This is a genomic window from Billgrantia ethanolica, from assembly GCF_021404305.1.
GTDB lineage: Bacteria > Pseudomonadota > Gammaproteobacteria > Pseudomonadales > Halomonadaceae > Halomonas > Halomonas ethanolica.
This window is the reverse complement of the sequence record NZ_JABFTX010000001.1, coordinates 623674-650143: the sequence shown is the minus strand read 5'-3', so window position 1 is coordinate 650143 and position 26470 is coordinate 623674. Positions and strand designations below refer to the sequence as shown.

Here is a 26470-nt window from a genome sequence, read left to right as displayed (position 1 = left end):
AGTGCCCTCAATCGCCCATCACCACGCCTTCACGGCGCGGGTCGGCCCCACCGAAGTAACCGTCCTCGGTACGCTGAATGGCTTGCAAACCGCTGACCAGTTCGCGCTCGCTGGCCTCATGGCCAAGCTCATTGAGCGCTTCGAGCACCTCGGCGGGAAAGCGCCCCTCTTCGAGGTAGGCCGGTCCGCCCAAGGTGATGGCGTGAGGCAGGTCGAGTGCCTCCTGGGCATCGAGCCCCCACTCGAGCATGGCCACCAGCGCCTTGGCCGTGTAGTGAATGATCGCGGCACCGCCGGGCGAGCCCAGGCTCGCTACCAGCTCGTCGGTTTCGCGATCGAACACCAGCGTGGGGCTCATGCTGGAGCGCGGCCGCTTGCCGGGCTCCACCCGGTTGGCGATGGGCGTGCCATCGGCCCCCAGCGGACGAAACGAGAAGTCAGTCAGCTCGTTGTTGAGCAGGTAACCACCCGCCAGACCGGTACCGCCGTCCGCCAGAATGCGCGAGCCGAAGGCGGCCTCGATGGTGGTGGTCATGGCCAGGGCGTTGCCCTCTTCATCGATGATGCTGATGTGGCTAGTGCCGTACTCCGGCTGAGGGAGCTGCATGGACCAGGCCATTTCCACCTCGCCCGGGTTGCCGGCTTCCGCGCCGTCGGGTCCCACGCTGCGCTCGCCGATCAGTTCGGCGCGCTTGGCCAGGTACTCGGCGTCGAGCATGCTGTTCCAGTCACCTCCCGGGGCGTTGACGAAATCCGGATCGGCAATGAACTTGCCGCGATCGGCAAAGGCCAGCCGCGAGGCCTCGAGGAAGCGATGCAGCCACTCCGTGCTGGGGCGATCCTCCTCTATCGGCTCCTCGATGTCAGGCAGCTGTTCCATGACGCCGAGAATCTGCATGATGGTGAGATGGCCGGACGAAGGCGGCGGGAAGCCGCATACCCGGTAAGCCTGCCAATCGGTGCACAGCGGCTCACGCTCCTTGGCCACGTAGGTGGCCATATCCTCCAGGCTGATCGCCCCGGGACGGCCGGAATGCCCCTGAACCCGGGAGACGAGGTCTTCGGCAATCGGGCCGGTATGCAGCGCCTTGCTGCCCTCTTCGGCGATCTTGCGCAGGATCTCGGCCAGAGCGGGGTTCTGCAGGCGATGCCCCTGGGGCAAGGGCTCGCGCTCTTCGGTGTAGTAGAAGGCGCTGCCGAGAGGATCGTCGCGCAGCCGCTCCTCCGCGGCAAGGCTGGTATGCAGCCGAGGGCTGACCTCGAAGCCCTCTTCTGCCAATGTTATGGCCGGAGCAAACAGCTCCGCCCAGGGCAGCTTGCCATAACGCTCATGCGCCTTTTCCAGCATGCGCACGGTGCCCGGCACGCCGACCGAGAGCCCACTGGCTGCCGCCTCCATGAACTCGAGCGGCTCGCCTTCGCCATTCAGGAACAGCGACTCACTGGCCGCCCGCGGGGCCGTCTCGCGGCCATCGTAGGCTTTCACTTCACTGCCGTCGTAGTGCATCAGGAAGGCACCGCCGCCGATACCGCTCGACTGCGGCTCCACCAGGGTCAGCACCATCTGCACGGCGATGGCGGCATCCACTGCCGACCCCCCCGCCTTGAGGACCTGGTAGCCGGCGTCGGTGGCCAGCGGGTTGGCCGCCGCCACGGCAAAACGCTCGGTGGCCCAGCCGGGCTTCTCGCTGTAGCCGGACGCCGACTCCGGGGCGATCGCGGGAGCCTCGTACTGAAACGCCGTCTCGCCGGACGCCAGCAACGGCAGGCCCAACGCACACGATGAAACGACGCAGGCCAGCCAGCGTCGGGGGAAGAAGACAGAGCGCATGTCCATGAAAAATAGCCCCTCGGTAACTCCATGTAAGAGGAGTAAGCATAGGCGAAAAAAGACCCGATTGAGAGTGTTCAATCGGGTCAGTTTGTAACCTAAGTACGCTTTGCTTAGGCCAGCGTTTCCCCCGCCAGCATGAACCAGGTTTCCAGCACCGCATCGGGGTTGAGTGACACCGAATCGATGCCCTGTTCCATCAGCCATTTGGCCAGATCGGGGTGATCGGAGGGGCCCTGACCGCAGATGCCGACGTACTTGCCCTGGGCCTTGCAGGCCTGGATGGCCATGGCCAGCAGCCGCTTGACCGCCGGGTTTCGCTCGTCGAACAGGTGGGCCACGATGCCGGAATCGCGATCCAGACCGAGGGTCAGCTGAGTCAGGTCGTTGGAACCGATCGAGAAGCCGTCGAAGTACTCAAGGAACTCCTCGGCCAGCAGCGCGTTGGCCGGCAGCTCGCACATCATGATCACCTTGAGCCCGTTGTCGCCACGCTTGAGTCCGTTGGCCGCCATCAGCTCCACGACCTCGCGGGCCTCTTCGGTGGTGCGCACGAAGGGCACCATGATCTCGACGTTGTCGAGCCCCATCTCGTCGCGCACGCGCTTGAGAGCCTTGCACTCGAGCTCGAAGCACGGACGGAAGGCATCGGAAACGTAGCGTGAGGCGCCGCGGAAGCCGAGCATGGGGTTCTCTTCACCCGGCTCGTAGAGCTTGCCGCCGATCAGGTTCTCGTACTCGTTAGACTTGAAGTCGGAAAGACGCACGATCACCCGCTGGGGATGGAACGCCGCCGCCAGGGTCGAGATGCCTTCCACCAGCTTGTCGACGTAGAAATCCACGGGGCTGGCATAACCGGCGGTACGCAGGTTGATGGTTTGCTGCAGCTCCAGCGGCAGGGTGTCGTATTCGAGCAGCGCCTTGGGGTGCACCCCGATCATGCGATTGATGATGAACTCCAGGCGCGCCAGACCGACGCCGGCATGGGGCAGGCTGGCGAAGCTGAAGGCACGATCCGGGTTACCCACGTTCATCATGATCTTGAACGGGATCTCCGGCATAGAATCGACGCTGGTGACACGGCGGTCGTAGTCCAGCAGGCCTTCATAGACGTGGCCGGTATCGCCCTCGGCGCAGGAGACCGTGACGTCGCGGCCGTCTTCCAGCACTTCAGTGGCGTCGCCACAGCCGACAACGGCGGGAATGCCAAGCTCACGGGCGATGATCGCCGCGTGACAGGTACGGCCGCCGCGATTGGTGACGATGGCCGAGGCGCGCTTCATGATCGGCTCCCAGTCGGGATCGGTCATGTCGGTGACCAGCACGTCGCCGGCATTGACCTTGTCCATCTCCTCAGGGGTGAACACGATCTTGACCGTGCCACGGCCGATGCGCTGACCGATGGCGCGACCGTCGACCAGGGTGCGCCCCTTCTCCTTGAGGTGGAAGCGTTCGAGCTTGCCGCCCTCCTGCTGGGAGACCACGGTTTCCGGACGCGCCTGGACGATATAGAGCTCGCCGTCGTCGCCGTCCAGCGCCCACTCGATGTCCATCGGGCGCTGGTAATGCTCCTCGATGGTGACCGCCTGACGCGCCAGGGCCATTACCTGGTCGTCACTGATACAGAAGCGGGCACGATCCTTGAGCGGCACGTCGACGGTGGAAACCGACTTGCCAGCGCTGGCGTCTTCGCCGTAAACCATCTTGATCAGCTTGGAGCCGAGATTGCGGCGCAGCACAGCCGGCCGGCCGGCGGCCAGAGTGGACTTGTGGACGTAGAACTCGTCGGGATTGACCGAGCCCTGCACCACCGTCTCGCCCAACCCCCAGGACGCAGTGACGAACACCGCATCACGATAGCCCGACTCGGTATCCAGGGTGAACATGACGCCGGATGCGCCGGTCTCGGAGCGCACCATCTTCTGGATACCGGCCGACAGCGCCACGTTCTCGTGGGCGTAGCCGCGATGCACGCGGTAGGAGATGGCACGGTCGTTGAACAGCGAGGCGAACACCTCATGTACGGCGCGCTTGACGTTGTCGAAGCCTTCGATGTTGAGGAAGGTTTCCTGCTGGCCGGCGAAGGAGGCATCGGGCAGGTCTTCGGCGGTGGCCGAGCTGCGCACCGCCACCTTGAGATTGGGGTGCTGACTGGCCAGCTTGTCGTAGGCCGTACGCAAATGCGTCTCGAACGTAGGCGGCAGCGGCGTGTCGATCACCCACTGGCGGATCTCGGCGCCGACCCGGGCCAGCTCGTTGACGTCGTCGACGTCGAGCCGGGCCAGAGCCTGGTTGATGCGCTCATTTAGCCCTTCGTGGGCAAGAAATTCGCGATAGGCGTGTGCAGTGGTAGCAAAGCCTCCCGGGACGGTGACGCCGGCCCCCGACAGGTTCGAGATCATCTCGCCCAGCGAGGCGTTCTTGCCACCCACGCGTTCGACGTCGTCCATGCCGAGCTGATCGAACCACAGGATGTAATCTTCCACGTAACCCCCTTGAATCTTCGTTGCCTAGACTTTCGCACCCGCTGTCGAGGCGAGAAACGCAATGCTGCCCACCTTAAACGCAAGCGGCCATATTCGCCATTGGTCTAACATCGAAGTCACTGGAGGTTTTTTACAACAACGGCCCGATTTGCCCGATTCCTGTAGTCAAGCCGCACTTTGTACCGCCAAGCGACAACTTGCCGCCACGCTCGGCAGCCCGGACAATGGGGTTCCCTACACAACCAATAGCGCCGACGACATGCCTCGCACCGCCTTCTTCATTTCCGACGGCACCGGCATCACCGCCGAAAGCCTGGGTCGTAGCCTGCTGGCACAGTTCGAGAACGTCGAGCTACGCATGCTGACCAAGCCCTATATCGACTCCCTCGACAAGGCGCGCACCCTGGTCGATATCATCGAGGCCACGGCGGTGCGTGACGGCGAGGAGCCGATCATCATCGACACCATCGTCGACGAGTCGATCCGCGAAGTGATACGCCGCGCCCCGGGTTTCAAGGTGGATATCTTCTCGACCTTCCTCAAACCGCTGGAGCAGGAGCTCGGTACCCACTCGAGCTACACCGTGGGACGCACCCACTCCATCGGCAAGGACGAAGTCTACATGGACCGTATCCACTCGGTGCACTTCGCCCTGGACAACGACGACGGCGCCCGCACTCACCAGTACGATCAGGCCGACGTGATCCTGGTCGGCGTATCGCGCTGCGGCAAGACACCGACCTCGCTCTACCTGGCGCTGCAGTTCGGCATTCGTGCCGCCAACTATCCTCTCACCGAGGACGACCAGGACGAGGACGGCAACCTCAAGCTGCCACCCGCCCTCGCCAAGCACCGCCACAAGCTGTTCGGGCTGACCATCGACCCGCGCCGGCTGGCCGCCATTCGCCACGAGCGGCGGCCCAACAGCCGCTACAGCTCGCTGGACCAGTGCGTGCAGGAAGTGGAGCAGGCGGAAGGGCTCTACCGCCAGATGCACATTCCCTTCATCGACACCACACGCTTCTCGGTGGAGGAGATTTCCACACGCATGATCGCCGAGACGGGACTCACTCGGCGCTTCTCGCCGCGCTGAGACCCAACTCACCATGCGCAAGCTGTCTCTGGGGCTGCTGCTCCTGACGTTGCTGCTGATCGGTGGGCCACTCTACATGTGGCAGTTCGGTGGCATCGATACTCGCGGTGACTGGCGCAGCGCCGACCGCACCATCGCAGGACTGGCCCCAGCACCAAGCGAGACCCCCGCTGCCGTGGTGCAGGTCTACTCGGCCCGCGCCTTCAACTGGCGCGGCATCTTCGCCGTACACGCCTGGGTGGCCACCAAGCCGGAGAACGCCGACAGCTACACTCTGCACCAAGTGACCGGCTGGGGCCGCCCCGCCCTCTCCTCGCGCGTCGGCACGCCCGACCGCGCCTGGTTCGGCAGCCAGCCGACGTTGCACGCCACCCTGTGCGGCAGCGAGGCCGAAAGTGCCATCGCGCGAATCGAGGCCGTGCTACCCAAGTACCCCTATCGCGAGCACTATCGCGCCTGGCCGGGCCCCAACAGCAACACCTTCGTGGCCTGGCTGATTCGCGAAGTACCGGAGCTGGACGTGGCACTACCCTCCAGCGCCATCGGCAAGGACTACCTGGGCGGGAGCGTGTTGGCAGCGACCCCGAGCGGTACCGGCGTGCAACTGTCACTGGCCGGCGTACTCGGTGCCGCAGCGGGACTGAGAGAGGGATTGGAGCTCAACATCGGCGGACTGGTGCTAGGCATCGATCCGACAGCGCTCGGGGTCAAGCTGCCCGGCGTCGGCACCCTGGGATTGCGTGAAGGCGGCCGGCATCGGGGCGACTGCCCCCCGCTGCCGGCCGAGCGATCCTGAGACCGTCGTTCTCCTGAAACCGTCGTTCACCTGAGACTGCCGATCTCCTGATACGGCCGCTCAGCGAACGATGCCTTCGCGGCGCAGCCGGGAAATATCTTCGGCGGTCAGGCCCATCTCGGCGAGTATCGCGTCGCTGTCCTGGCCCAGCCGAGGAGGGGCCACCTCGCTCAGCGCGGGCTCGCTGTCGAAGCGTAGCGGACAGGCGACTTGAGGCACCTCGAGATCGCCGCGCTGGAGCGTGCGCTGCATGCCACGGTGCTTCACCTGGGGGTCGTCGAACACTTCGGCAATGGTGTTGATCGGCCCGGCGGGGATGCCCCGTTTCTCCAGCTCGGCCAGCCATTCATCGCGCCCGCGGGTCAGAAAGACCGCCTGGATCAGCGGTACCAGCACCGCACGACTGCCCACCCGTGCGGCATTGGTGGCATAGGCCGGGTCCCGAACCCATTCGGGGTGGCCCAGCAGCTCGGCCAGACGCGAGAACTGGGCGTCGTTGCCCACGGTGAGCACCAAATGCCCGTCGGCACAGGCGAAGGCCTGATAAGGCACGATGTTGGGGTGAGCGTTGCCGTGGCGCTCAGGCGAAACCCCGCTGACCAGCGCATTGAGTGCCTGATTGGCAAGCGCCGCCACCTGCACGTCGAGCAGCGCCACGTCCACGTGCCGCCCCTGCCCGGTGCGCTCGCGCTCGTGCAATGCGGAAAGCACGCCAATGGTGGCGTAGAGTCCGGTCATCACATCGGTGATCGCCACGCCGGTCTTCATCGGCATGCCGTCGGGCTCGCCGCCGATGCTCATCAATCCACCCATGGCCTGGATCATGAAGTCGTAGCCGGCACGATGCGCATAGGGGCCATCCTGGCCGAAGCCGGTGATGGAGCAGCCGATCAGACGCGGATTGAGGGCCTTCAGGCTGGCGTAGTCGAGGCCGTACTTGGCCAGGCCGCCGACCTTGAAGTTCTCCAGCATGACGTCGGCGCCGGCGGCGAGCTGGCGGATCAGCGCCTGGCCCCGTTCACTGGCGACGTCCACCGCCAACGACTGCTTGCCGCGGTTGGCGCACAGGAAATAGGCCGCCACCCGCTCGGTCTCGTCATCTTCGGCCAGCCACGGCGGCCCCCAGCCGCGGGTGTCGTCGCCCCGCTCGGGATGCTCGATCTTGATTACCCGCGCCCCAAGGTCGGCGAGCAGCTGGCCGGCCCAGGGGCCGGCCAGCACCCGCGACATGTCGAGCACCGTGATGCCTTCCAGCGGTCGACTCATGCTTGCACTCCTTGGCACCAGCTCAATTTACGAAGGCTTGGATGCCGGTCTGTGCACGTCCGAGAATCAGCGCGTGAACGTCGTGAGTGCCTTCATAGGTGTTGACCGCCTCGAGGTTCATCATGTGGCGAATCACGTGGTACTCGTCAGCGATGCCGTTGCCGCCGTGCATGTCACGCGCTACCCGGGCGATGTCCAGCGCCTTGCCGCAGTTGTTGCGCTTGATCAACGAGATCGCCTCAGGCACCAGTTGGCCGGCGTCGATCATGCGGCCGACCCGCAGCGCCGCCTGCAGGCCCAATGCGATCTCGGTCTGCATGTCGGCGAGCTTCTTCTGAATCAGCTGATTGGCGGCCAGCGGACGGCCGAACTGCTTGCGATCCAGGGTGTACTGACGAGCGGCGTGCCAGCAGGCCTCGGCGGCCCCCATGCTGCCCCAAGCGATGCCGAAGCGGGCGCGGTTCAGGCACGAGAACGGCCCCTTGAGGCCGGTCACGCCCGGCAGGCGCTGCTCGTCGGAGACTTCAACGTCCTGCATGGCGATCTGGCCGGTAATGGAGGCACGCAGGCTGAACTTGCCCTCGATCTTGGGGGCCGAGAGCCCCTTCATGCCCTTCTCGAGGATGAAGCCGTTGATCACGCCCTCATCGTCCTTGGCCCACACCACGAACACGTCGGCGATGGGCGAGTTGGTGATCCAGCTCTTGGTGCCGTTGAGCCGCCAGCCGTTTTCGGTGCGGGTGGCACGGGTGGACATGCCGCCCGGGTCGGAGCCGTGATCCGGCTCGGTGAGACCGAAGCAACCCACCCACTCGCCGGTGGCCAGCTTGGGCAGGTACTTCTCGCGCTGGGCTTCACTGCCAAAGGCGTGAATGGGGTACATCACCAGGCTCGACTGCACGCTCATGGCGCTGCGGTAGCCGGAGTCGACGCGCTCCACTTCACGCGCAATCAGGCCGTAGCTGACGTAGTTCATGCCGGCACAGCCATAGCCGTCGATGGTGGCGCCGAGCAGACCCAGCTCACCCATCTCGTTCATGATCTCGCGGTCGAAGCGCTCGTGGCGGTTGGCCTCGAGCACCCGCGGCATCAGCTTGTCCTGGCAGTAGTCGTGGGCAGTCTGATGGACCATGCGCTCGTCTTCATCGAGCTGATCGATCAGGCGGAAGGGGTCTTCCCAGGTCACGGGGGTGATATTGCTCATGGCAGCTCTCCTGATGGAATTTCTACATTTTCATCGAATGTAGAGCAAAAATTACGGAAAGCCAAGTCCCTTGTCCGTCTTTTCCTTAGAGGGTGTTTACAAAAGTCACGAGGGAAGGCCGGGCATGCCGTCGAGTCGCCGACGCAGCGCGCCCCAGGCCACCAGCCCCACCGCCACATTGGCTAAGAACAGCCCGATGAAGATGCCCTCGACACCTCCCACTACGCCGCCCAGCCATGCCAGCGGCACCGTCAGCAGAAACAGGCGAACCACCGAGAGCCGCATGGCCCGGGCCGGCTCGTGCAGCGCATTGAACGATGAGACTGCCAGGATCACGACGCCCTGAGCGCCCAGGCCCAGCGGCACCCACCACAGAAAGCTTCGCAGTACCTCGCTCATCTCGCCACCCGGGGTGTAGCTGGCGACGAGCCAAGGCGCCAGCTGCTGCAGCAGCAGCCAGATACCCAACTGCCACACCAGCACGAAGACGAAGCAGCCGAAGATGGCCCGTCGCACACGCTCGTGCTGCCCTGCTCCGACGTTCTGGCTGATCAAGGGGGGCAGCGTCATCGAAAGCGCCAGCACGCCGATCTGAGCGATGGCCTCGATGCGCGTGCCCACGCCGTAGCCCGCTACCGCATGGTGGCCGTGCCCGGCGACGATGCGCGTCACCAGCGCCAGGGCCAACGGTGTGAACACGCTGGTGATCGCCGCCGGCACGGCGATGCGGCCGAGCTCGCGCCACGACACCATCAGCCCGCTCGGCGTGAGATGGCGCAGATCGAGACAATCGCGCAGCTCGCGCTGCAAGAACAGCGCCGCGGTCATGGCGCTCCAGCTCAGCACCGTGGCCATGGCCGCACCCTGAACGCCAAGCGCCGGCAGTGGCCCCACTCCGAAGATCAGCAGCCAGTCGAGCAGGCCGTTGAGCAGCGCCGCCAGCGCCATCATCAGCCCGGGGATCAGGGTGTTGCCCTGGGCTCGCAGCACGCTGTTGAGCACCCGAGGCACGATCAGCGCCGCCGCGCCCAGGTACCAGATGCCCATGTAGTCATGGATATGCGGCATGAGTGCGGCGTCGGCCCCGAGTAAGCGGAACAGCGGCTCGAGGGTGGCCAGCCCCAGCACGCTCAACAAGACGCCGACCGCCAGTGCCAGCAGCGCGGCATCTGTGGCCCTGCGCCGTACCGTGTCGTGATCGCCCCGTCCAAGCAAGCGCGCCACCACCGCCGAGGTGCCGATGCCCAGGCCGATGGCGAGGCTGATCACCGCGAACACCACCGGGAAGGTGAACGACACCGCCGCCAGAGGCTCCGCTCCCAGCCGGGCGATGAACCAGGTGTCCACCAGGTTGAAGCTCATCATGGCGAGCATGCCGCCAACCACCGGCAGGCACTTGCGCAGCAGGGTCAGGGCGATGGGACCTTCGAGCAGCTCACGACGCATGGGGCGGCGTTCGCCGGAGCCGGAACGTGGGGAAATGGATGTCATGAAGCCTCGAAAACCAGAAGCGGGCACAAGATTGTGCCCGCTTCCAGGGTAAGTGCCAAAACGGATTCGACTCTATTCGCTAGCCCCTATTCGCCCGCGCGGTAAAGCTTCTGGATACTGGAGAAGTCGAGGCCGCCGTTGCCCTGGGCCGCATGCAGCGCGAACAGGTTGCGTGCCTGGGAACCCATCGGCACCGTGGCCTTGCAGCCCAGCGCCAGCTCCCACGCCAGCCCGAGATCCTTGGCCATCAGGTCGGTGAGGAAGCCGCCCTGGTAGTCGCGAGAGGCGGCGGAGCCTTGCATTACTCCGGGCCATGGGTTGTAGACGTTGAGCGCCCAGTTGCCGCCGCTGCTCTGCTTCATGATCTCCGAGAGGACTGCCGGGTCGAGGCCGTTCTTGACCCCCAGCGCTAACGCTTCGGCGGTACCGCTCATGAGAATGCCGAGCAGCATGTTGTTGCAGATCTTGGCCACCTGGCCGGCGCCCACTTCGCCGGCATGGAAGATGTTCTTGCCCATCACTTCCAGCACCGGCCTGGCCTGCTCGAAGCCGGCTTCGCTGCCACCGACGATGAAGGTCAGAGTGCCGGCCTGGGCGCCGCCCACACCGCCGGAAACCGGCGCATCGAGGTAGGTCAGGCCACGCTGCTCGGCGCCCGCCCCTACCGCACGGGCGTCTTCCGGCGAGATGGTGGAGGCGTCGATGATCAGCGGCTTGCCCTCCAGCGCATCGAACAGGCCCGGGGAGTCGTCACGGCCGAGATAGAGACGACGCACGTGCTGGCCGGCCGGCAGCATGGAGATCACCACCTCGGCCCCGCTGGCCGCGCTCTGCGCGCTGGCACAGGCACGCGCCCCGGCGCTCTCCAAGTGCTTCATGGCGGCATCGACAAGGTCGAAGACACTGACCTCATGGCCGGCCTTGACCAGGTTGTGGGCCATCGGGGCACCCATGTTGCCCAGGCCGATGAAGGCGATTTTCATGCGAGCTGCTCCTGATTGTCGTTATGGCGTTATTGCGTCATGTCGTGGTCGAGAACATGCGTATCGTTCAGCGTACCCGCTCGCCGCCGTCGAGATCGCGCAACGGATGCTCCTCCCTGCTCCACAGCGACTCGAGCAGCGCCAGAAGGTCCGCTTCGGGCACATCGTCGACGCTGGCGTGCTGCCACTTGGGGTTCCTGTCCTTGTCGATCAACAGCGCGCGAACGCCCTCGGCGACGTCTCCACGGCGACAACACTGCACCGAAAGGTTCAGCTCGTCACGGAAGGCGTCGGCCAGGCTGGTATGGCGGTGGCGTTCCAGCATGCGCCACACCAGATGAGCGCTCAGCGGGCTGCCTGCTTCCAGTCGCTTGCGGTTGGCCGCCAGCCAGGCGTCTTCGCGACGGTCCTCGAGGATACGATGGACGGCTGCCGGTGCATCGATCTGCGCCGTCAAGGCCTGAACATGGTCGAGCAGCGGCCATACCTGAGCGGCAGGTGCCTGTTGGCGCGCCTCGAACTCGTCGAGCACGCTCTGTACGCCGGCCTGAAGGTCACGCTGACTGCGCGTGCCGTAGTCGGCCGTCCCCAGCGCCTCGAGCAGCTCGGCGCGGCGCTCCCGCGGCACGAAGTGATCGGCCAGCCCCAGGTCGAGGGCATCGCGGGCGTTGAGCTGGGCACCGGTAATGCCGAGATAGGCCCCCACGCCCGGCGGCATGCGGTTGAGGAACCAGCTTGCGCCGATGTCCGGATAGAGGCCGATGGTGATCTCAGGCATGGCGATCAGCGTGGTTTCCGTCACCAGCCGGCGAGAAGCGCCAGCCATGAGGCCCAGGCCGCCCCCCATGACGATACCGTCGCCCCACACCAGGATCGGCTTGGGATAGCAATGGATGCGATAGTCGAGGCGATACTCCGTGGTGAAGTAGGTCTCGGCAAAGAGGCTGTCGCGGCCGGCACCTCGATTTTCCCCCTCTTCGGTCATCGAGCGGTACAGCGCCACCACGTCGCCACCGGCGCAAAACGCCTTCTCGCCGCTGCCCTCCAGGCATACCGCCACGATGCTGCGATCCACCGCCCAGGCCTGCAGCTTGGCGTCAAGTTGGCGAGCCATATCCAGCGACAGGGCATTGAGCGACTTCGGCGCATTGAGGGTAGCGATGCCGACTCTCCCGCCATCCCGGGTCGGCAGCTCGTCGAAGATGACCGCAAGGTCCGTCATGCCTGCTTTCTCCTTGTCATTGCTGAAGTGCCTCGATCGTGCCGTCCGCCAGCAGACGACGGGCCACGATGACACGCATGATCTCGTTGGTGCCCTCGAGGATCTGATGCACGCGAGTGTCGCGTACCATGCGCTCCAGGGGGAACTCTCTCAGGTAACCATATCCGCCATGCAGCTGCAGCGCTTCGTTGCAGACGTTGAAGCCCATGTCGGTGGCAAAGCGCTTGGCCATGGCGCAGTAAGCGGTGGCCTCCGGGTCGCCCTGATCGAGCCGCCAGGCGGCATGCCGCACCATCAGCCGTGCCGCCGTGAGCTCGGTGGCCATGTCGGCCAGTTTGAACTGCAGCGCCTGGAAGTGGGCCAGCTCGCGGCCGAACTGCTTGCGCTCCTGCAGGTAGTTGCGCGCCAGGGTCAAGGCGTGCTGCGCGGCCCCCAGCGAACAGCTGGCAATATTCAGCCGACCGCCGTCAAGTCCCTTCATGGCCAGCTTGAAGCCCTCGCCTTCCTGGCCCAGCAGGTTGCCGACCGGCACGCGCACGCCATCGAAGCTGATCAGCCGGGTGGGCTGGCTCTTCCAGCCCATCTTCTCTTCGTTCTTGCCGTATTCGATTCCCGCGGCGTCCGCCGGCACCAGTATCGCAGAAACGCCGCCGGCACCGCTGTCGGGAGCGCCCGTACGCGCCATCACCACCAGCATGTCGTTGGCGCCGGCGCCGGAAATGAACATCTTGGAGCCGCTGATGACGTATTCGTCACCCTCGCGCACGGCCTTGGTACGCAGGCTGGCGGCATCCGACCCGGAACCCGGCTCGGTCAGGCAGTAGCAGCCCAGACACTCGCCGCTGATCAGGCGCTCGACCCAGGTTTCCCGAAGCTCGTCGCTGCCCCAACTGGCGACCATCCAGGCCACCATGTTGTGGATGGTAAGATAGGCGGTCGTCGCGATGCAGCCTTGGGAGAGCTGCTCGAAGATCAGCGAGGCATCCAGGCGTGACAGCCCCAGGCCACCCCGCTCCTCAGGAATGTAGATGCCAAGGAAACCCGCCTCGCCGGCCCGACGTATGACGTCGACCGGAAAATGCGAGGTGGCATCCCATTCGGCGGCGTGATCGGCCAGCTCTGCCTGCGAAAAATCGGCGGCGGCCTGAACGAGCGCCCTCTGATCGTCGGTTAGGGAGAATTCCATTGCGGTTCCTCGAGATATTTGGCGTAGCGTACTTCCAGCAGCAGCTGGCTAGCATGGCCTCCAGGGCCGAGCGCATGCCAACCAACCTAGCACTTGCTAGGTTTTATCGCATACATCCCTTGGTCGACAACCACTTTACGTTAACGTTAACGTCGTCTAGTGTTGCGGTTATGTGGAGGGACACTGCAGGACGGCCCGCCCAACTCATAGGAAAACAACGATGAACATATCCAAAGCGGAAGTCAGCCCCTCGGTCAACGGCAGCCTGACGCGACAGCGTCGTACCTATTCCATCGGCGAGCTGGCCCGGATGTTCGAGGTGACGCCGCGTACCATCCGTTTCTATGAGCAGGAAGGGTTGCTGGCACCGGAGCGTCGCGGCCAGACCCGCATCTATCACGAGAAGGACCGTGTGCGCCTCAAGCTGACCCTGCGCGGCAAGCGTCTGGGCTTCTCGCTGGCCGAGATTCGCGAAGTCATAGAGATGTACGACGCCATGCCCGACGGCAACGCCAGGCAGCTCAAGCGGCTGTTGGAGATCCTGGCCGACAAGCGCAGCAACATGGAGCGCCAGCTCGAGGACATCCGCCTGATGCAGCGTGAACTCGACGACGTCGAGATGCGGGCCAGGGAAGTGCTGGAACGCCTCGACCAGAGCTAGCACGCCCGACTGCCCTGTTGCGCCCAAGCCACGTCGAATTCAGGGCGGACTGAACGCCAGTGCCCGCCCATCGTCAACCGACTCCAACTGCCACAACAAGACGGGTAACACGATGACACGCCAAGCACTTCAACAACGCGCCCAGAACAGCTACGTCAGCGGCATCAGCGATACACCGCTGAAAGGCGAGACCATTGGCGACTGTTTCGACGCAACCGTGGCGCGCTTCCCCGATGGCGAGGCCCTGCTGAGCCTGCATCAAGGACTGCGCTACACCTGGAAGGAGCTGCAGCAGGCGGTTAATCAGGCCGCGCGGGCCATGCTCGCGCTGGGCGTGAAGAAAGGCGACCGGGTCGGCATCTGGTCACCCAATTGCGCCGAGTGGACCATCACCCAGTTCGCCACGGCCAAGATCGGCGCCATTCTGGTCAACATCAACCCCAGCTACCGCACCCATGAGCTCGAGTATGCGCTCAAGCAGTCCGGCACCTCGACGCTGATCCTGCAAGGCAAGTTCAAGACCTCCGACTACGTGGCCACGCTGGCAGAGCTGGCGCCCGAGCTGCGCGAAGGCGCCCCGTCCACCTTCTCGGCCGCCAAGCTGCCCGAACTCAAGCGTGTGGTGTGCCTCGATGCCGACCGCGCCCTGACCGGCATGTTCAGCTGGCAGAGCATGCTGGCCCATGCCGACGAGGTTTCCGAAGAGCACCTGGCCGAGATCCAGGCCACGCTGCAGTTCGACGAGCCGATCAACATTCAGTACACCTCGGGGACTACCGGGGCCCCCAAGGGCGCCACCCTCTCCCACCACAACATCCTCAATAACGGCTTCTTCGTTGCCCGCACCATGGGCTTCTCGGAGAAGGATCGTCTGGTGATCCCGGTACCGCTCTACCACTGCTTCGGCATGGTGATGGGCAATCTGGGCTGCGTGACCCACGGCGCTACCATGATCTATCCGGGCGACGGCTTCGACCCGGAAGCCACGCTCAAGGCGGTCTCCGACGAAAAGGCCACGGCGCTCTATGGCGTGCCGACCATGTTCATCGCCGAACTGGAGCATCCCGACTTCGCCCAGTACGACCTCTCCACCCTGCGCACCGGCATCATGGCCGGCTCGATCTGCCCCATTGAGGTGATGCGCAAGGTCATCGACAAGATGAACATGGAAGACGTCACCATCTGCTACGGCATGACCGAAACCAGCCCGGTCAGCACCCAGACCAAGACCGACGCTCCGCTGGAGAAACGTGTGACCACGGTGGGCACCATTCACCCGCACCTGGAGGTCAAGCTGGTCAGCCCCGAGACCGGCGCGGTGGTGCCGCGCGGCGAGACCGGCGAACTGTGCACCCGCGGCTACAGCGTGATGCTGGGGTACTGGAACAACGAAGAGGCTACCGCCAAGTCCATCGACAGCGCCGGCTGGATGCACACCGGCGACCTGGCGACCATGGACGAGGAGGGCTATATCGCCATCGTCGGTCGCATCAAGGACATGATCATCCGCGGCGGTGAGAACATCTACCCACGCGAGATCGAGGACTTCCTCTACACCCACCCGGCCATCTCCGACGTGCAGGTGATCGGTGTGCCCGACGAGAAGTACGGCGAGGAGGTGATGGCCTGGGTCAAGCTCGGCGAAGGCCAGAAGCTCAACGCCGACGAGCTCAAGGAGTTCTGCAAGGGCAAGATCGCCCACTACAAAATCCCGCGCTACGTGAAGTTCGTCGACGAGTTCCCGATGACCGTCACCGGCAAGATCCAGAAGTTCAAGATGCGTGAGGAAGCCACCCACGAGCTGGGTCTGGCCTGATCCCTCTTCAACCTCGTGACGACCACAGCACCCCTGCCTCGGCAGGGGTGCTTGCGTTGGTGCCGACACTTCCGGCTCAGTCGATGCGCTCGCGTATCCAGTCGATGAAGGCGCGCACCTTGTAGAGCTCGGCCATGTGCTCCGGGTAGGCCATGTAATAGGCATCCCGGCTCTTCAGGCCGAACGGCCAGGGCACCACAAGCTTGCCCTCGTCGATCTCCTCGTCGACCAGAAAACGCGGCACCAGGGCCACGCCGCAGCCGGCCTGCGCCGCACGCAGCGCCATGTAGAAGGTGTCGAAACGCGGCCCATGGTAGCTGTGCTCGGTGTACTGACCCTGGGCATCGAACCAGTCGTGCCACGCCTCGGGCCGGGTAGCGCTCTGCAGCAGCACGAGTCTCGTCAGCGCGAGCGGCTCCTCCACTTCCAGGTCCGCCAGCGCCTGGGGCGAACAGACCGGCACCATCTCCTCCTCGAGCAACTTGATGCACTCAGCCTTGGGCCAGGCCCCGTGACCGAAGAAGAACGCCACCTCCACCCGCTCCTGCTGCATATCGAACGGTTCGACACGATTGCTGATGTTGAGGTTGATGCTGGGGTGGCGAAAGCGGAAACCGTTGAGCCGCGGGATCAGCCATCGCGCGCCGAAGGTGGGCAGAGTCGCCACGTTGAGCACGTCCGCCTCCCCGCCGTAGGACTGCATGTAGCGCGTCGACATCTCCAGTTGGGCGAGGATCTTGCGTGCCTCGCCCAAGTAGATCGCACCCTCGGGGGTCAGGTGCAGGCGCCGACGGATGCGCCGGAACAGCGGATGCTCCAGGATCGACTCCAGTTGAGCGACCTGCTTGCTCACGGCGCTCTGAGTCAGGCTCAGCTCGTCCGCCGCACGGGTAAAGCTGAGATGGCGAGCCGCAGCCTCGAAGCATTGCAGCCCGGCCAGAGAGGGAAGGTGTCGACGACTCATACGTCCCGCTTGCATGAAATTAAGGAATGATGTGTGTCGTAATCGTCGCTTGTTGCCCCTCGGCAGCGGTAGCGATACTGGATGCCACGACATTTTCTAATGATAACGATAGGAGAAAGAATGATCGACTCCCTGATGCAGCGCCTCGGCGTGGCGCCCGAACAGTATCGGAACGGCGATATCGCAGTTGCCACCCCCATCGACGGTAGCGAGATCGGGCGCGTGCAAACCGCCACTCCCGCAGAGATCGACACGGCCATTGCCAACGCGCAGCGCGCTTTTGAAGCCTGGCGCCAGGTACCCGCCCCGCGTCGCGGCGAACTGGTACGCCTGTTCGGCGATCAGCTGCGCCGCCACAAGGAAGACCTGGGCGCACTGGTCACCTGGGAGTGCGGCAAGATCCTCCAGGAAGGGCTCGGTGAAGTGCAGGAGATGATCGACATCTGCGATCTCGCCGTTGGGCAATCCCGCCAGCTCTATGGCCTGACCATCGCCTCCGAGCGCCCCGGACATCATATGCGCGAAAGCTGGCACCCGCTCGGCCCGGTCGGGTTGATCACCGCCTTCAACTTTCCGGTCGCCCCCTGGGCCTGGAATGCGGCGCTGGCTCTGGTGTGCGGCGACAGCCTGCTGTGGAAGCCCTCCGAGAAGACCCCTCTTACCGCCCTGGCCTGCCAGGCGCTGCTCGAGCGCGCCATGGCCGAGTTCGGCGATGACGCGCCCCAGCACCTCAGCCAAGTGATCATCGGCGAGCGTGCCGCGGGCGAGCAGTTGACCGACGACCCCAGGGTTCCGCTGATCAGCGCCACCGGCAGCACGCGCATGGGCCGCGAAGTGGGTCCGCGGTTGGCCGCCCGCTTCGGTCGCAGCATCCTAGAACTGGGCGGCAACAATGCGATGATATTGACGCCCAGCGCCGATCTGGACATGGCCTTGCGCGCCATCCTCTTCTCGGCGGTGGGCACCGCCGGCCAGCGCTGCACCACGCTGCGCCGTCTGATCGTGCATCGCTCCATCCAGGCAGAGGTCGTCGCCCGGCTCAAGCAGAGCTATGCCGGCATCAGCATCGGCGACCCGCTCGAAGGCAACCTGATCGGCCCGCTGATCGACCGCCAGGCCTTCGACACCATGCAGACGGTGCTGACCCAGGCCCGCGAGCAGGGTGCCGAGGTATACGGCGGCCAGCGCCAGCTCGCCGAACGCTATCCCGAGGGTTACTACGTGGCACCGGCCATCGTCGAGATCGCAGGTCAGAACGACCTGGTACGCCACGAAACCTTCGCGCCAATCCTCTACGTGATCGGCTACGAAACCCTCGACGAGGCCATCGCGCTCAACAACGACGTGCCCCAGGGCCTCTCCTCCTGCATCTTCACCACCGACGTGCGCGAGGCGGAAACCTTCGTCTCCGCGGTGGGCAGCGACTGCGGCATCGCCAACGTCAACATCGGGCCCAGCGGCGCCGAGATCGGCGGTGCCTTCGGCGGCGAGAAGGAGACCGGCGGCGGTCGCGAATCGGGCTCCGACGTATGGAAGAGCTATATGCGCCGCCAGACCAACACCGTGAACTACTCCAGAGAGCTGCCGCTCGCCCAGGGCATCAAGTTCGACTGATCGGCAGAGCACCCTCGGCCTCGGCGCAGCGGTTTGCCGAGGCCTGCCCCACCCTCCACGTATGGGAGGCACAATGAAGGAACGCTGTCTCTGGCACGATACTTCTCCGGAGCCGCCCCTGGCGCTGGCCATGCTGCAGGGCGAACACCGCACCGATGTGCTGGTGATCGGTGGTGGGATCACCGGTCTCAGCACCGCTCTGCACCTGGCCGAGGCTGGCGTCGACGTGGTCCTGATCGAAGCGGGCGACGTTCCCAGCGGCGCATCGGGACGCAACGTCGGGCTCGTCAATGCCGGGCTGTGGATTCCACCGGACGACATCCTCAGCGTGCTTGGCGAGGAGATCGGCGAGCGCGCCAACACGATTCTCGGCGGTGCGCCTGCGGTCGTCTTCTCGCTGATCGAGCGGCACGGTATTGCGTGTCGGGTGACCCGTACCGGCACTTTGCACCTGGCACACAACGGCAAAGGCGAGCAGGAACTGGCAAGACGCGCGGAGCAGTTGCAGCGACGCGGAGCGCCCGTGGAACTGCTCGAGGCAGCGGCCTGCCAGGAACACTTGGGCACCCGGCGCATTCACCGCGCCCTGCTCGATCACCGTGCCGGCACCCTGAACCCCAGCGCCTACACTCGCGGCCTGGCACGTGCCGCCAAGGCGGCCGGCGCACACCTGCACACCCATAGCGCCGCCACCGGCGTCGCACGGGCGGGAGACGGCTGGCGGGTCACCACCGCTCACGGCAGCGTCCTGGCCCAGCGCCTGGTGCTTGCCACCAACGCCTACACCGAGGATCGCTGGAACGAGGTCCGCCGCCATTTCTTCGTCGGCCACTTCTACCAGGTCGCCTCCCGGCCACTGTCCGGCGAGGCTGCCGAGGAGATCCTGCCGGGACGCCAGGGCGCCTGGGATACCCGCATGGTGCTGAGCAGCATCCGCCGCGATGCCGAAGGCCGGCTGATTCTCGGCAGCCTCGGCAAGGGAGAAAGCAAGCCCGCCGCCTTCCTGCGCTGCTGGGCCAACCGCATCCAGCGCCATTATTTTCCGCAGCTGGGCAGCGTCGAGTGGGAATGCAGCTGGACGGGACGCATCGGCTTCACGCCCGATCACACACTGCGCCTCTTCGAACTTGCCCCGGGCGTACTGGGCGTCTCCGGCTACAACGGCCGCGGCATCACCACCGGCACCGTGGTGGGCAAGGGGTTTGCCCGATACCTGATCAGCGGCGAAGACGACGCCCTGCCCCTGCCGATTCGCACACCACGGCCGATACGGGCCAGAGCGCTGCGCAGCTCCGGCTACGAAAGTGGCTTCACGCTCTACCACACAGGGCAATGCCTGAGAGTACTGAGCTGAGACGCGACGGCTGGAAGCAGGAATGGGCCCGATCGCCCACGTTGGCGATCATTCACCGATCATGCGCTGCAGCTCTTCGATGCAGCTCTTCGAGATAGGTATCCAGCACCGGGTTGGGCGGAGCCCCCTTGCGGGTGATGGCACTGTAGTGGGTGAGGTAATGCCAGCGCTCGGGATTCAGCGCGCGCATCCGGCCGCCAGCCACCCAACGCTCGGCGTAGTGGGTCGGCAGATAACCGATATAGCGGTCGGAGAGGATCAGAAAGGCGATGCCTTCCCGATCGGTTGCCGAGGCCGAAGCCCTGAGCGGCTCATGCAGCGCCTTGACCTCCGGCGTCTGGGCGTAGGCCGGCACCACCGCGTCGCACTCACCGAGATGCTGCTCGGTCACCTCGTCCACCTCGAACAGAGGATGGCCCGAGGCGCAGTACAACTGCGAGGTTTCCGCATAGAGCGGGCGGTAGTGCAAGCCGGGAAGGGTCTTCAACGCCGGTATCACACCGGTATGCAGGCGGCCGTCGAGCACCGCCAGCTCGATCTCGTTGGGCGGAATCATGCGAATGTTGATGCGCACTTCCGGCCCACGCTCCTTGAGCGCGCTGAGAGAGTTGGTGATATGCATCTGCGGCATGGTCACTAGGTTGTCGGTAATGCCGATGTTCAGCTCGCCCTTGAGCCAGGCATGCAGGCCGTTGACCCGGGTGCGGAACCCTTCCACCGCGGCCAGCAGCTGCAGGGTCGCCTGGTAGACTTCCGCACCGTCGTCGGTCAGCGCGAAGCCGCTACGACCGCGCTGACACAGGCGCAGGCCAAGGCGCGTCTCGAGATCGTTCATCGCCATGCTGATGGCGGCACGACTGATGTTCAGCTCCACCTCAGCAGCGGAGAAGCCGCCGCACTCGACCACCTTGCGGTAGATCTTCAGCAGGCGCAGATCGGCATCGCCGGGCTGGGCCGAAAGGGTTTCCTTACGGCGCGACATGGGCTTTTCCCTCGTTTCGACATTCGTCTCAGGCATCGCTCAAGAGAATATCCCACCCAGGCATAAAGTTAAGCAATGGCTTACGTGAACTTAAAAATATCTGGATTTAATTTATTTTCATCTCGACCTAGCCTGCTTCTCATAGGCCGTCGATCACGGTCATGCCAACAGAGGGTGCTGAAATGTCAGTTCATCAATCGCTGCACGGTGGCCTGAGCCAGGAGCAGCTGGACGCCTACTGGATGCCCTATACCGGCAATCGCCAGTTCAAGCGCGACCCGCGCATCATCGTGGGAGCCGAGGGCAGCTACTTCACCGACGCCGACGGCCGGCGCATTTTCGACGGCCTCTCGGGGCTGTGGACCTGTGGTGCCGGCCACTGCCGGCCGGAGATCACCGAAGCCGTGACGCGCCAGCTCCACCAACTGGACTATTCGCCGGCGTTCCAGTTCGGCCACCCCAAGGCCTTCGAACTGGCCCACCGGATTCGCGGACTGATGCCCCAGGGGCTCGATCACGTGTTCTTCACCGGCTCCGGCTCGGAGAGTGCCGACACGGCGCTGAAGATCGCCCGCGCCTACTGGCGCAAGAAAGGCAAGCCGACCAAGACCAAGCTGATCGGTCGCGCCAAGGGCTACCACGGGGTCAACTTCGGCGGTATCAGCCTGGGCGGCATCGGCGCCAACCGTGTGCTGTTCGGCCAGGGCATCGACGCCGACCACCTGCCCCACACCCTGCTCGCCGAGAACGCCTTCACCAAGGGCATGCCCGAGCGCGGCGCCGAGAAGGCCGAGGAACTGCTGGAGCTGATTGCCCTACACGATTCATCCAACATCGCCGCGGTGATCGTCGAGCCGCTGGCCGGCTCAGCCGGGGTGATTCCACCGCCCAAGGGCTACCTGCAGCGACTGCGTGAGATCTGCGATCAGCACGACATCCTGCTGATCTTCGACGAGGTCATCACCGGCTTCGGCCGCATGGGTGCCATGACCGGCGCCGAGGAGTTCGGCGTGGTGCCGGACATCCTCAACGTGGCCAAACAGCTGACCAACGGTGCGGTACCCATGGGCGCGGTGATCGTGCAGGGTGAGATCTATCACACCTTCATGGAGCAGGGCGGCCCGGACTACATGCTCGAACTACCCCACGGCTACACCTACTCGGGGCATCCGGTGGCCTGTGCCGCGGCGCTGGCGGCACTCGACGTGCTCGAGAACGACCGCCTGGTCGGGCGCGTGCGCGAGATGAGCCCGGTCTTCGAGGAGGCCCTGCACGGGCTCAAGGGTACCCGCTACATCAGCGACATCCGCAATTACGGCCTCGCCGGGGCGCTGCAGATCGAACCCTACCCCGGCGAGCCGGCCCGCCGTCCCTTCGAGATCGCCATGAAGTGCTGGAACAAGGGTTTCTACGTACGCTACGGCGGCGACACCATCCAGCTCGGCCTGCCCTTCATCGTCGAGCGCGACGAGATCGACCGCCTGGTCAACGCGCTGGGCGAGTCCATCGGCGAACTGGACTGAACGCCGCGTTGAGCGAAAAGCAAAGCAACGAGCCAGGCGTTAACCGCCTGGCTCGTTCAGTCGTAGCAACCCATTCCGTTAGTGCAAGGCTGCACGAATCGAGAGCTCTTAGAGACCTTTGGGCGCAAAGATTCCCGGCGCATTGCGCCAATAGCCCTTGTAGTCCATGCCGAAGCCGAACACGTAGCGATCGACCACCTCCAGGCTGCAGTAGTCGGCCTTGAGGCCCGGCACCGCCTTGCGGTCGTGACGTTTGTCCACCAGCACGGCGGTGGAGATGCTCGCCGCGCCGGCCTCCTGGCAGTAGTCGAGAATGGCAGCCAAGGTCGCGCCTTCGTCGAGGATGTCATCGACGATTACCACATGGCGACCGGCCATGGGAACCTCGGGCGACACACGCCAGAACAGCTCGCCGCCGCGAATGCCGCCGCGGTAACGGGTGGCATGCAGGTAGTCGACTTCCAGCGGGAAGCCAAGCCGGGTGAGCAGGTGCCCCGTGGTGATCAAGCCACCGTTCATCACGCAGTAGAAGACCGGCAGCTTGTCGCCCAGATCGGCCGTGATCTGCTCGGCCATGCGGTCCAGCGCGCGCTCGACCTCTTCATGACTGATCAGGCAGTCGGCGTTGTCCATGACATCGCGCATGGTGGCCAGGGATTGATGAAAGTCGGCTTCGAGTTTGGGCATGTATGACTCGTTTCAACGAAGGTAAACGGGAAGAGAAGAGACTTAAAGCGAGGCCATGGCCTCGAGACGGGCATGCACCCGGCGCCAGCGACCCAGCGCTTCCAACGAATCGATGTCGGGACGGGCACGACCGTAACGCAGGCGCGAGCCCAACCGTACGCTTCGGCCCTGGCAAGCATCCAGCGCTTCGAGCGCGGCGGCGCGGTCGTTGCAGACCAGCACCATGTCGCAGCCGGCGTCCAGTGCGGCCAAGGCACGTTCGCCGGGCGTACCGGCGAAGCCGGCACCTGCCATGCCGAGGTCGTCGGAGAAGATGGTGCCCTTGAACCCCAGCGACTGGCGCAGCAGACCCAGCCAGCTCGCCGAAAAGCCCGCCGGGCGGGCATCGAAAGCGGAGTAGACGACGTGCGCCGGCATCACACCATCCAACCTCGAGCTCAGCGCGGCAAAAGGAATCAGGTCATGCTGACGCAGCTGCTCCAGCGGACGACCGTCGACGGGCAGCTCCAAGTGGGAGTCGGCCGCTACGCTGCCGTGGCCGGGGAAGTGCTTGCCCACCGCTGCCATGCCGGCTTCGTGCAGACCGCTGATGAAGGCCCCCGCCATGGCCGCCACGGCATGAGGGTCGGAAGAGAAGCTGCGATCGCCGATGACACTGGAAATGCCGGTGTCGACATCGAGCACCGGGGCGAAGCTGAGGTCGAGCCCGCAGGCCGCCATCTCCATGCCCAGCAACCAGCCGGCATCGAGGCACAGGCGCAGCGTGACTTCGGGGTTCGCCTCATAGTCGCGACCGATCTTGCCCATGGCGGGCAGACGCGTCACGCCGTCACGCAGGCGCTGGACGCGCCCACCTTCCTGATCGATGGCCAGCAGCAGTTCGGGGCGAATGCTGCGAATGGCGTTGCACAGCTCACGCACCTGGCGTGCATGCTCGACGTTGCGCGCGAACAGGATGACACCCCCGACCTCAGGGCGCATGAGCAGTTCGCGCTCTTCGCTACGCAGCTCGGTCCCTTCCAGGTCGAGCATCACCGGACCTAGGGTCTGGGTCATGAGCGGAGTCCTTTGGCCATGAAAGGGAGCTGATTCTAGACGAAAGCCGTTCCAGGCGACAGCCACCCCCTAGAACGATCCGGTGCGACTGAATCCGTGTTCTATTCGTGGAGCCAGACCGGCGTTCCCGGCGGCGCCAGCGCGAATACCGCGAGCAGATCCGTATCACGCATGCGAATGCAGCCGTGCGAACGCGGCACCCCCATCGGCTGATCGGACGGCGTACCATGCAGGTAAATGTAGCGTCTTTGGGAGTCGACGGCGCCCCCGCGGTTGACCCCCCGCTCGAGCCCGCACAGCCAGAGGATGCGCGTCAGTATCCAGTCGCGTTCCGGATGGGCCTCGGCCAGCGATTGGCTGAACGTCTCACCGGTATGACGCCGACCACGAAACACGCTACCGGTGGGCAAGCCATCGCCAATGGCGGCCCGCACGTAATGCCAGCCGAGCGGTGTACAGCCGCTGCCTTCACGTTGGCCGGTACCGGCATGCCCGGTGGAAACGGACCACTCTCCCTGCCGCTGCTCGCCCTGCCAGTGCACGAGGCACTGGCGACCGATGTCGACCTCGAGCCACACCCCTTCACTGGGTGGCAACGCATCGAGCCTCGGCGTTTGCATCTCAGCTCGCCCTGGCCGGCTGCACGGCGGGCGGCGGCGGCAGCGGCGCGTTCATGGCAGCCACCACGACCGGCCGCAGGCGACGAATCAGGTCGCGCACCGACACGTGCTCGTGATAGTCCTTCTCGGCGATGTCGCGCAGTGCGTCGAGGCCGGATAGCGTGAAGATCACCGTGCCCAGCACGAAGTGCAGGCGCCAGAAGCGTTCGGCATCCGGCAGCTCGGGCGTGGCGCGGCGTACCAGATCGGTGAAGCGGGTGAAGACGCTGCCGTACTCCTCCTGGATGTGCCGCCGCAGATGGCCCTGGGCCTGACTGTAGGCCAACCCCAGCAGCTTCATGAACACCTTGAGGCTGTGCTTTTCCGCTGGCACCTCGAGCACGGTACGGGCCATGGTCTCGAGCAGCTCTTCCAGCGGGATGACGCCACCGGCATGCCGCGCCTCGAGTTCATCGAGGGCATGATGGAAACGCACCGTGAAAGGATCGAGGTAGCGGGAGAACACGGCCTGAATCAGCGCCTTCTTGGAGCCGAAGTGATAGTTCACCGCCGCCAGATTGACGCGCGCCTTGCTGGTAATGGTGCGCAGTGAGGTCTCGGCAAAGCCGCGTTCGGCAAAAAGCACCTCGGCGGTATCGAGAATACGCGTGACGGTATCGGGCTGGGCCATGATCAATTCCCGCTGGAAACGATTGTTTTAAACATTACAAAAGTCTACGTCATTCGCTGCCTTCGTTCAATATATAGCCTTGCAGTAGCGTTTTAAACGACACCTAGAAACGCAGGCCGAATGAACTTCACTTTTACTGGATAGACTTCCATGCTGTATACTTGCACAATAAAGCAAGACAGCCATCGGAGTTCGCCATGAGCCGCCCTCTCACCTCGCGCCAGCAGAATGTGTACGATTTCATCGTCAAGACCATGCAAGAGCTCGGCTATCCTCCCACTCGGGCCGAGATCGCCCGGGCTCTGGGCTTCCGCTCGCCGAATGCCGCCGAGGAACACCTGCGTGCCCTGGAGCGCAAAGGGGTGATCCGGGTGATACGCGGCACCTCTCGCGGCATCCGCCTGCCAGCCCAGGAGAACGACGCCAGCGCCCTGGAGCCCAACAGCGAGGGATTGCCGGTGATCGGCGAGGTCGCCGCCGGCAGCCCGATCCTCGCCGCCGAGCATATCGACCGCTACTGTCCGTTGCCGCCGGACTACTTCACGCCACGTGCCGATTACCTGCTCAAGGTCCGCGGCCTGTCGATGAAGGATATCGGCATCCTCGAAGGCGACCTGCTGGCGGTACATCGCACCGAGCGCGTGCGCGACGGCCAGATCGTGGTGGCGCGTCTCGAAGACGAGGTAACGGTCAAGCGCTTCCATCGCCAGGGCCATCGGGTCGTGCTGGAAGCGGAGAATCCCGAGTTCGCTCCCATCGAGGTCGACCTGCGCCATCAGGAACTCGAGATCGAAGGCATCGGAGTGGGGGTCATACGTGGCGGCAACGGCCAAGCCTTGGGTTGATCGCTTCCTGAACTCGACCATACGGCGTTGGAGCTCTCCTCGGAATGCTCATTGACTACAGTCAACTCCGCTTCCTCGTCGAGCTCCGCCTAGTCTGGTCATCGCTCAGAAAGCGCTCCA

Annotated in this window: 22 protein-coding genes; 8 read left to right on the top strand and 14 right to left on the bottom strand. The window is 64.7% G+C overall.

Going from position 1 to position 26470, the window contains the following annotated elements:
- Positions 1–7: 7 nt before the first annotated feature.
- Together ggt and ppsA are read right to left on the bottom strand one after the other, a co-directional pair.
- On the bottom strand, positions 8–1837 hold the full coding sequence (gene ggt, locus HOP53_RS03030; protein WP_234268624.1) for a gamma-glutamyltransferase: 1830 nt from the start codon (positions 1835–1837) through the stop codon (positions 8–10).
- A gap of 107 nt (positions 1838–1944) precedes the next feature.
- Positions 1945–4317: a phosphoenolpyruvate synthase gene (gene ppsA, locus HOP53_RS03025; protein ID WP_234268623.1), complete on the bottom strand. Its 2373-nt coding sequence runs from the start codon at positions 4315–4317 to the stop codon at positions 1945–1947.
- 259 nt (positions 4318–4576) lie between these two features.
- Here ppsA and ppsR point away from each other — a divergent pair, with 259 nt between their 5' ends.
- Together ppsR and HOP53_RS03015 are read left to right on the top strand one after the other, a co-directional pair.
- Positions 4577–5410 (top strand): posphoenolpyruvate synthetase regulatory kinase/phosphorylase PpsR, encoded by an 834-nt coding sequence (gene ppsR, locus HOP53_RS03020; protein ID WP_010628352.1) that lies wholly within the window; start codon positions 4577–4579, stop codon positions 5408–5410.
- 13 nt (positions 5411–5423) lie between these two features.
- The gene (locus HOP53_RS03015) at positions 5424–6206 is read left to right on the top strand and encodes a DUF3750 domain-containing protein (RefSeq protein WP_234268622.1); all 783 of its coding nucleotides are present in this window, start codon (positions 5424–5426) and stop codon (positions 6204–6206) included.
- A gap of 60 nt (positions 6207–6266) precedes the next feature.
- Here HOP53_RS03015 and HOP53_RS03010 read toward each other — a convergent pair whose 3' ends face one another.
- The 6 genes from HOP53_RS03010 to HOP53_RS02985 all read right to left on the bottom strand — a co-directional run bounded on the left by HOP53_RS03010 (position 6267) and on the right by HOP53_RS02985 (position 13558).
- Positions 6267–7472, bottom strand: coding sequence for a CaiB/BaiF CoA transferase family protein (locus HOP53_RS03010; RefSeq protein WP_234268621.1), 1206 nt, complete (start codon positions 7470–7472; stop codon positions 6267–6269).
- 22 nt (positions 7473–7494) lie between these two features.
- Complete coding sequence (locus HOP53_RS03005; protein ID WP_234268620.1) at positions 7495–8676, bottom strand: acyl-CoA dehydrogenase; 1182 nt, start codon at positions 8674–8676, stop codon at positions 7495–7497.
- A 105-nt stretch (positions 8677–8781) separates the two neighbouring features.
- Positions 8782–10167 carry an MATE family efflux transporter gene (locus HOP53_RS03000; RefSeq protein ID WP_234268619.1) on the bottom strand — a complete coding sequence of 462 codons (1386 nt, stop codon included), beginning with the start codon at positions 10165–10167 and terminating at the stop codon, positions 8782–8784.
- Between the two features lie 86 nt (positions 10168–10253).
- Positions 10254–11150: a 3-hydroxyisobutyrate dehydrogenase gene (gene mmsB / locus HOP53_RS02995; protein ID WP_234268618.1), complete on the bottom strand. Its 897-nt coding sequence runs from the start codon at positions 11148–11150 to the stop codon at positions 10254–10256.
- A 67-nt stretch (positions 11151–11217) separates the two neighbouring features.
- Positions 11218–12372: an enoyl-CoA hydratase/isomerase family protein gene (locus HOP53_RS02990; RefSeq protein ID WP_234268617.1), complete on the bottom strand. Its 1155-nt coding sequence runs from the start codon at positions 12370–12372 to the stop codon at positions 11218–11220.
- Between the two features lie 16 nt (positions 12373–12388).
- Positions 12389–13558, bottom strand: coding sequence for an acyl-CoA dehydrogenase family protein (locus HOP53_RS02985; RefSeq protein WP_234268616.1), 1170 nt, complete (start codon positions 13556–13558; stop codon positions 12389–12391).
- A 220-nt stretch (positions 13559–13778) separates the two neighbouring features.
- Between HOP53_RS02985 and HOP53_RS02980 the strand changes: the two genes are divergently transcribed.
- Both HOP53_RS02980 and HOP53_RS02975 read left to right on the top strand, forming a co-directional pair.
- Positions 13779–14219, top strand: a complete 441-nt coding sequence (locus tag HOP53_RS02980; RefSeq protein ID WP_267955202.1) for a MerR family transcriptional regulator — start codon at positions 13779–13781, stop codon at positions 14217–14219.
- Between the two features lie 112 nt (positions 14220–14331).
- The gene (locus HOP53_RS02975; RefSeq protein ID WP_234268615.1) at positions 14332–16035 is read left to right on the top strand and encodes an AMP-binding protein; all 1704 of its coding nucleotides are present in this window, start codon (positions 14332–14334) and stop codon (positions 16033–16035) included.
- 76 nt (positions 16036–16111) lie between these two features.
- Here HOP53_RS02975 and gcvA read toward each other — a convergent pair whose 3' ends face one another.
- Complete coding sequence (gcvA, locus tag HOP53_RS02970; protein ID WP_234268614.1) at positions 16112–16999, bottom strand: transcriptional regulator GcvA; 888 nt, start codon at positions 16997–16999, stop codon at positions 16112–16114.
- A gap of 120 nt (positions 17000–17119) precedes the next feature.
- On the opposite strand from gcvA, the gene amaB reads away from it, so the two are divergent.
- Both amaB and amaA read left to right on the top strand, forming a co-directional pair.
- The gene (amaB, locus tag HOP53_RS02965) at positions 17120–18613 is read left to right on the top strand and encodes an L-piperidine-6-carboxylate dehydrogenase (protein ID WP_234268613.1); all 1494 of its coding nucleotides are present in this window, start codon (positions 17120–17122) and stop codon (positions 18611–18613) included.
- Positions 18614–18686: 73 nt separating this feature from the next.
- On the top strand, positions 18687–19967 hold the full coding sequence (gene amaA, locus HOP53_RS02960) for an L-pipecolate oxidase (RefSeq protein WP_276574613.1): 1281 nt from the start codon (positions 18687–18689) through the stop codon (positions 19965–19967).
- A gap of 52 nt (positions 19968–20019) precedes the next feature.
- Here amaA and HOP53_RS02955 read toward each other — a convergent pair whose 3' ends face one another.
- Positions 20020–20949 carry a LysR family transcriptional regulator gene (locus HOP53_RS02955; protein WP_234268612.1) on the bottom strand — a complete coding sequence of 310 codons (930 nt, stop codon included), beginning with the start codon at positions 20947–20949 and terminating at the stop codon, positions 20020–20022.
- Between the two features lie 182 nt (positions 20950–21131).
- Between HOP53_RS02955 and aptA the strand changes: the two genes are divergently transcribed.
- Positions 21132–22472 carry an omega-aminotransferase AptA gene (gene aptA, locus HOP53_RS02950; RefSeq protein ID WP_234268611.1) on the top strand — a complete coding sequence of 447 codons (1341 nt, stop codon included), beginning with the start codon at positions 21132–21134 and terminating at the stop codon, positions 22470–22472.
- A gap of 108 nt (positions 22473–22580) precedes the next feature.
- Here aptA and HOP53_RS02945 read toward each other — a convergent pair whose 3' ends face one another.
- The 4 genes from HOP53_RS02945 to HOP53_RS02930 form a co-directional block, all read right to left on the bottom strand.
- Complete coding sequence (locus HOP53_RS02945) at positions 22581–23159, bottom strand: hypoxanthine-guanine phosphoribosyltransferase (RefSeq protein WP_234268610.1); 579 nt, start codon at positions 23157–23159, stop codon at positions 22581–22583.
- Positions 23160–23201: 42 nt separating this feature from the next.
- On the bottom strand, positions 23202–24215 hold the full coding sequence (nagZ, locus tag HOP53_RS02940) for a beta-N-acetylhexosaminidase (RefSeq protein WP_234268609.1): 1014 nt from the start codon (positions 24213–24215) through the stop codon (positions 23202–23204).
- Between the two features lie 101 nt (positions 24216–24316).
- Positions 24317–24835, bottom strand: coding sequence for a L,D-transpeptidase (locus HOP53_RS02935; protein WP_234268608.1), 519 nt, complete (start codon positions 24833–24835; stop codon positions 24317–24319).
- Between the two features lies 1 nt (position 24836).
- Positions 24837–25505, bottom strand: a complete 669-nt coding sequence (locus tag HOP53_RS02930; protein WP_234268607.1) for a TetR/AcrR family transcriptional regulator — start codon at positions 25503–25505, stop codon at positions 24837–24839.
- A gap of 197 nt (positions 25506–25702) precedes the next feature.
- Between HOP53_RS02930 and lexA the strand changes: the two genes are divergently transcribed.
- Positions 25703–26350, top strand: coding sequence for a transcriptional repressor LexA (gene lexA / locus HOP53_RS02925; RefSeq protein ID WP_234268606.1), 648 nt, complete (start codon positions 25703–25705; stop codon positions 26348–26350).
- The last annotated feature ends 120 nt before the right edge of the window (positions 26351–26470 follow it).

What these genes read in the sequence shown, in the direction of transcription:
- amaB (WP_234268613.1), top strand. Translation starts at nt 17,120, where the DNA reads ATGATCGACTCCCTGATGCAGCGCCTCGGCGTGGCGCCCGAACAGTAT.
- ggt (WP_234268624.1), bottom strand. Translation starts at nt 1,837, where the DNA reads ATGGACATGCGCTCTGTCTTCTTCCCCCGACGCTGGCTGGCCTGCGTC.
- lexA (WP_234268606.1), top strand. Translation starts at nt 25,703, where the DNA reads ATGAGCCGCCCTCTCACCTCGCGCCAGCAGAATGTGTACGATTTCATC.
- HOP53_RS03015 (WP_234268622.1), top strand. Translation starts at nt 5,424, where the DNA reads ATGCGCAAGCTGTCTCTGGGGCTGCTGCTCCTGACGTTGCTGCTGATC.
- mmsB (WP_234268618.1), bottom strand. Translation starts at nt 11,150, where the DNA reads ATGAAAATCGCCTTCATCGGCCTGGGCAACATGGGTGCCCCGATGGCC.
- ppsR (WP_010628352.1), top strand. Translation starts at nt 4,577, where the DNA reads ATGCCTCGCACCGCCTTCTTCATTTCCGACGGCACCGGCATCACCGCC.
- HOP53_RS02985 (WP_234268616.1), bottom strand. Translation starts at nt 13,558, where the DNA reads ATGGAATTCTCCCTAACCGACGATCAGAGGGCGCTCGTTCAGGCCGCC.
- HOP53_RS02930 (WP_234268607.1), bottom strand. Translation starts at nt 25,505, where the DNA reads ATGGCCCAGCCCGATACCGTCACGCGTATTCTCGATACCGCCGAGGTG.
- gcvA (WP_234268614.1), bottom strand. Translation starts at nt 16,999, where the DNA reads ATGAGTCGTCGACACCTTCCCTCTCTGGCCGGGCTGCAATGCTTCGAG.
- HOP53_RS03005 (WP_234268620.1), bottom strand. Translation starts at nt 8,676, where the DNA reads ATGAGCAATATCACCCCCGTGACCTGGGAAGACCCCTTCCGCCTGATC.
- aptA (WP_234268611.1), top strand. Translation starts at nt 21,132, where the DNA reads ATGTCAGTTCATCAATCGCTGCACGGTGGCCTGAGCCAGGAGCAGCTG.
- HOP53_RS03010 (WP_234268621.1), bottom strand. Translation starts at nt 7,472, where the DNA reads ATGAGTCGACCGCTGGAAGGCATCACGGTGCTCGACATGTCGCGGGTG.
- HOP53_RS03000 (WP_234268619.1), bottom strand. Translation starts at nt 10,167, where the DNA reads ATGACATCCATTTCCCCACGTTCCGGCTCCGGCGAACGCCGCCCCATG.
- HOP53_RS02980 (WP_267955202.1), top strand. Translation starts at nt 13,779, where the DNA reads ATGAACATATCCAAAGCGGAAGTCAGCCCCTCGGTCAACGGCAGCCTG.
- nagZ (WP_234268609.1), bottom strand. Translation starts at nt 24,215, where the DNA reads ATGACCCAGACCCTAGGTCCGGTGATGCTCGACCTGGAAGGGACCGAG.
- amaA (WP_276574613.1), top strand. Translation starts at nt 18,687, where the DNA reads ATGAAGGAACGCTGTCTCTGGCACGATACTTCTCCGGAGCCGCCCCTG.
- HOP53_RS02975 (WP_234268615.1), top strand. Translation starts at nt 14,332, where the DNA reads ATGACACGCCAAGCACTTCAACAACGCGCCCAGAACAGCTACGTCAGC.
- HOP53_RS02955 (WP_234268612.1), bottom strand. Translation starts at nt 20,949, where the DNA reads ATGTCGCGCCGTAAGGAAACCCTTTCGGCCCAGCCCGGCGATGCCGAT.
- HOP53_RS02990 (WP_234268617.1), bottom strand. Translation starts at nt 12,372, where the DNA reads ATGACGGACCTTGCGGTCATCTTCGACGAGCTGCCGACCCGGGATGGC.
- HOP53_RS02935 (WP_234268608.1), bottom strand. Translation starts at nt 24,835, where the DNA reads ATGCAAACGCCGAGGCTCGATGCGTTGCCACCCAGTGAAGGGGTGTGG.
- HOP53_RS02945 (WP_234268610.1), bottom strand. Translation starts at nt 23,159, where the DNA reads ATGCCCAAACTCGAAGCCGACTTTCATCAATCCCTGGCCACCATGCGC.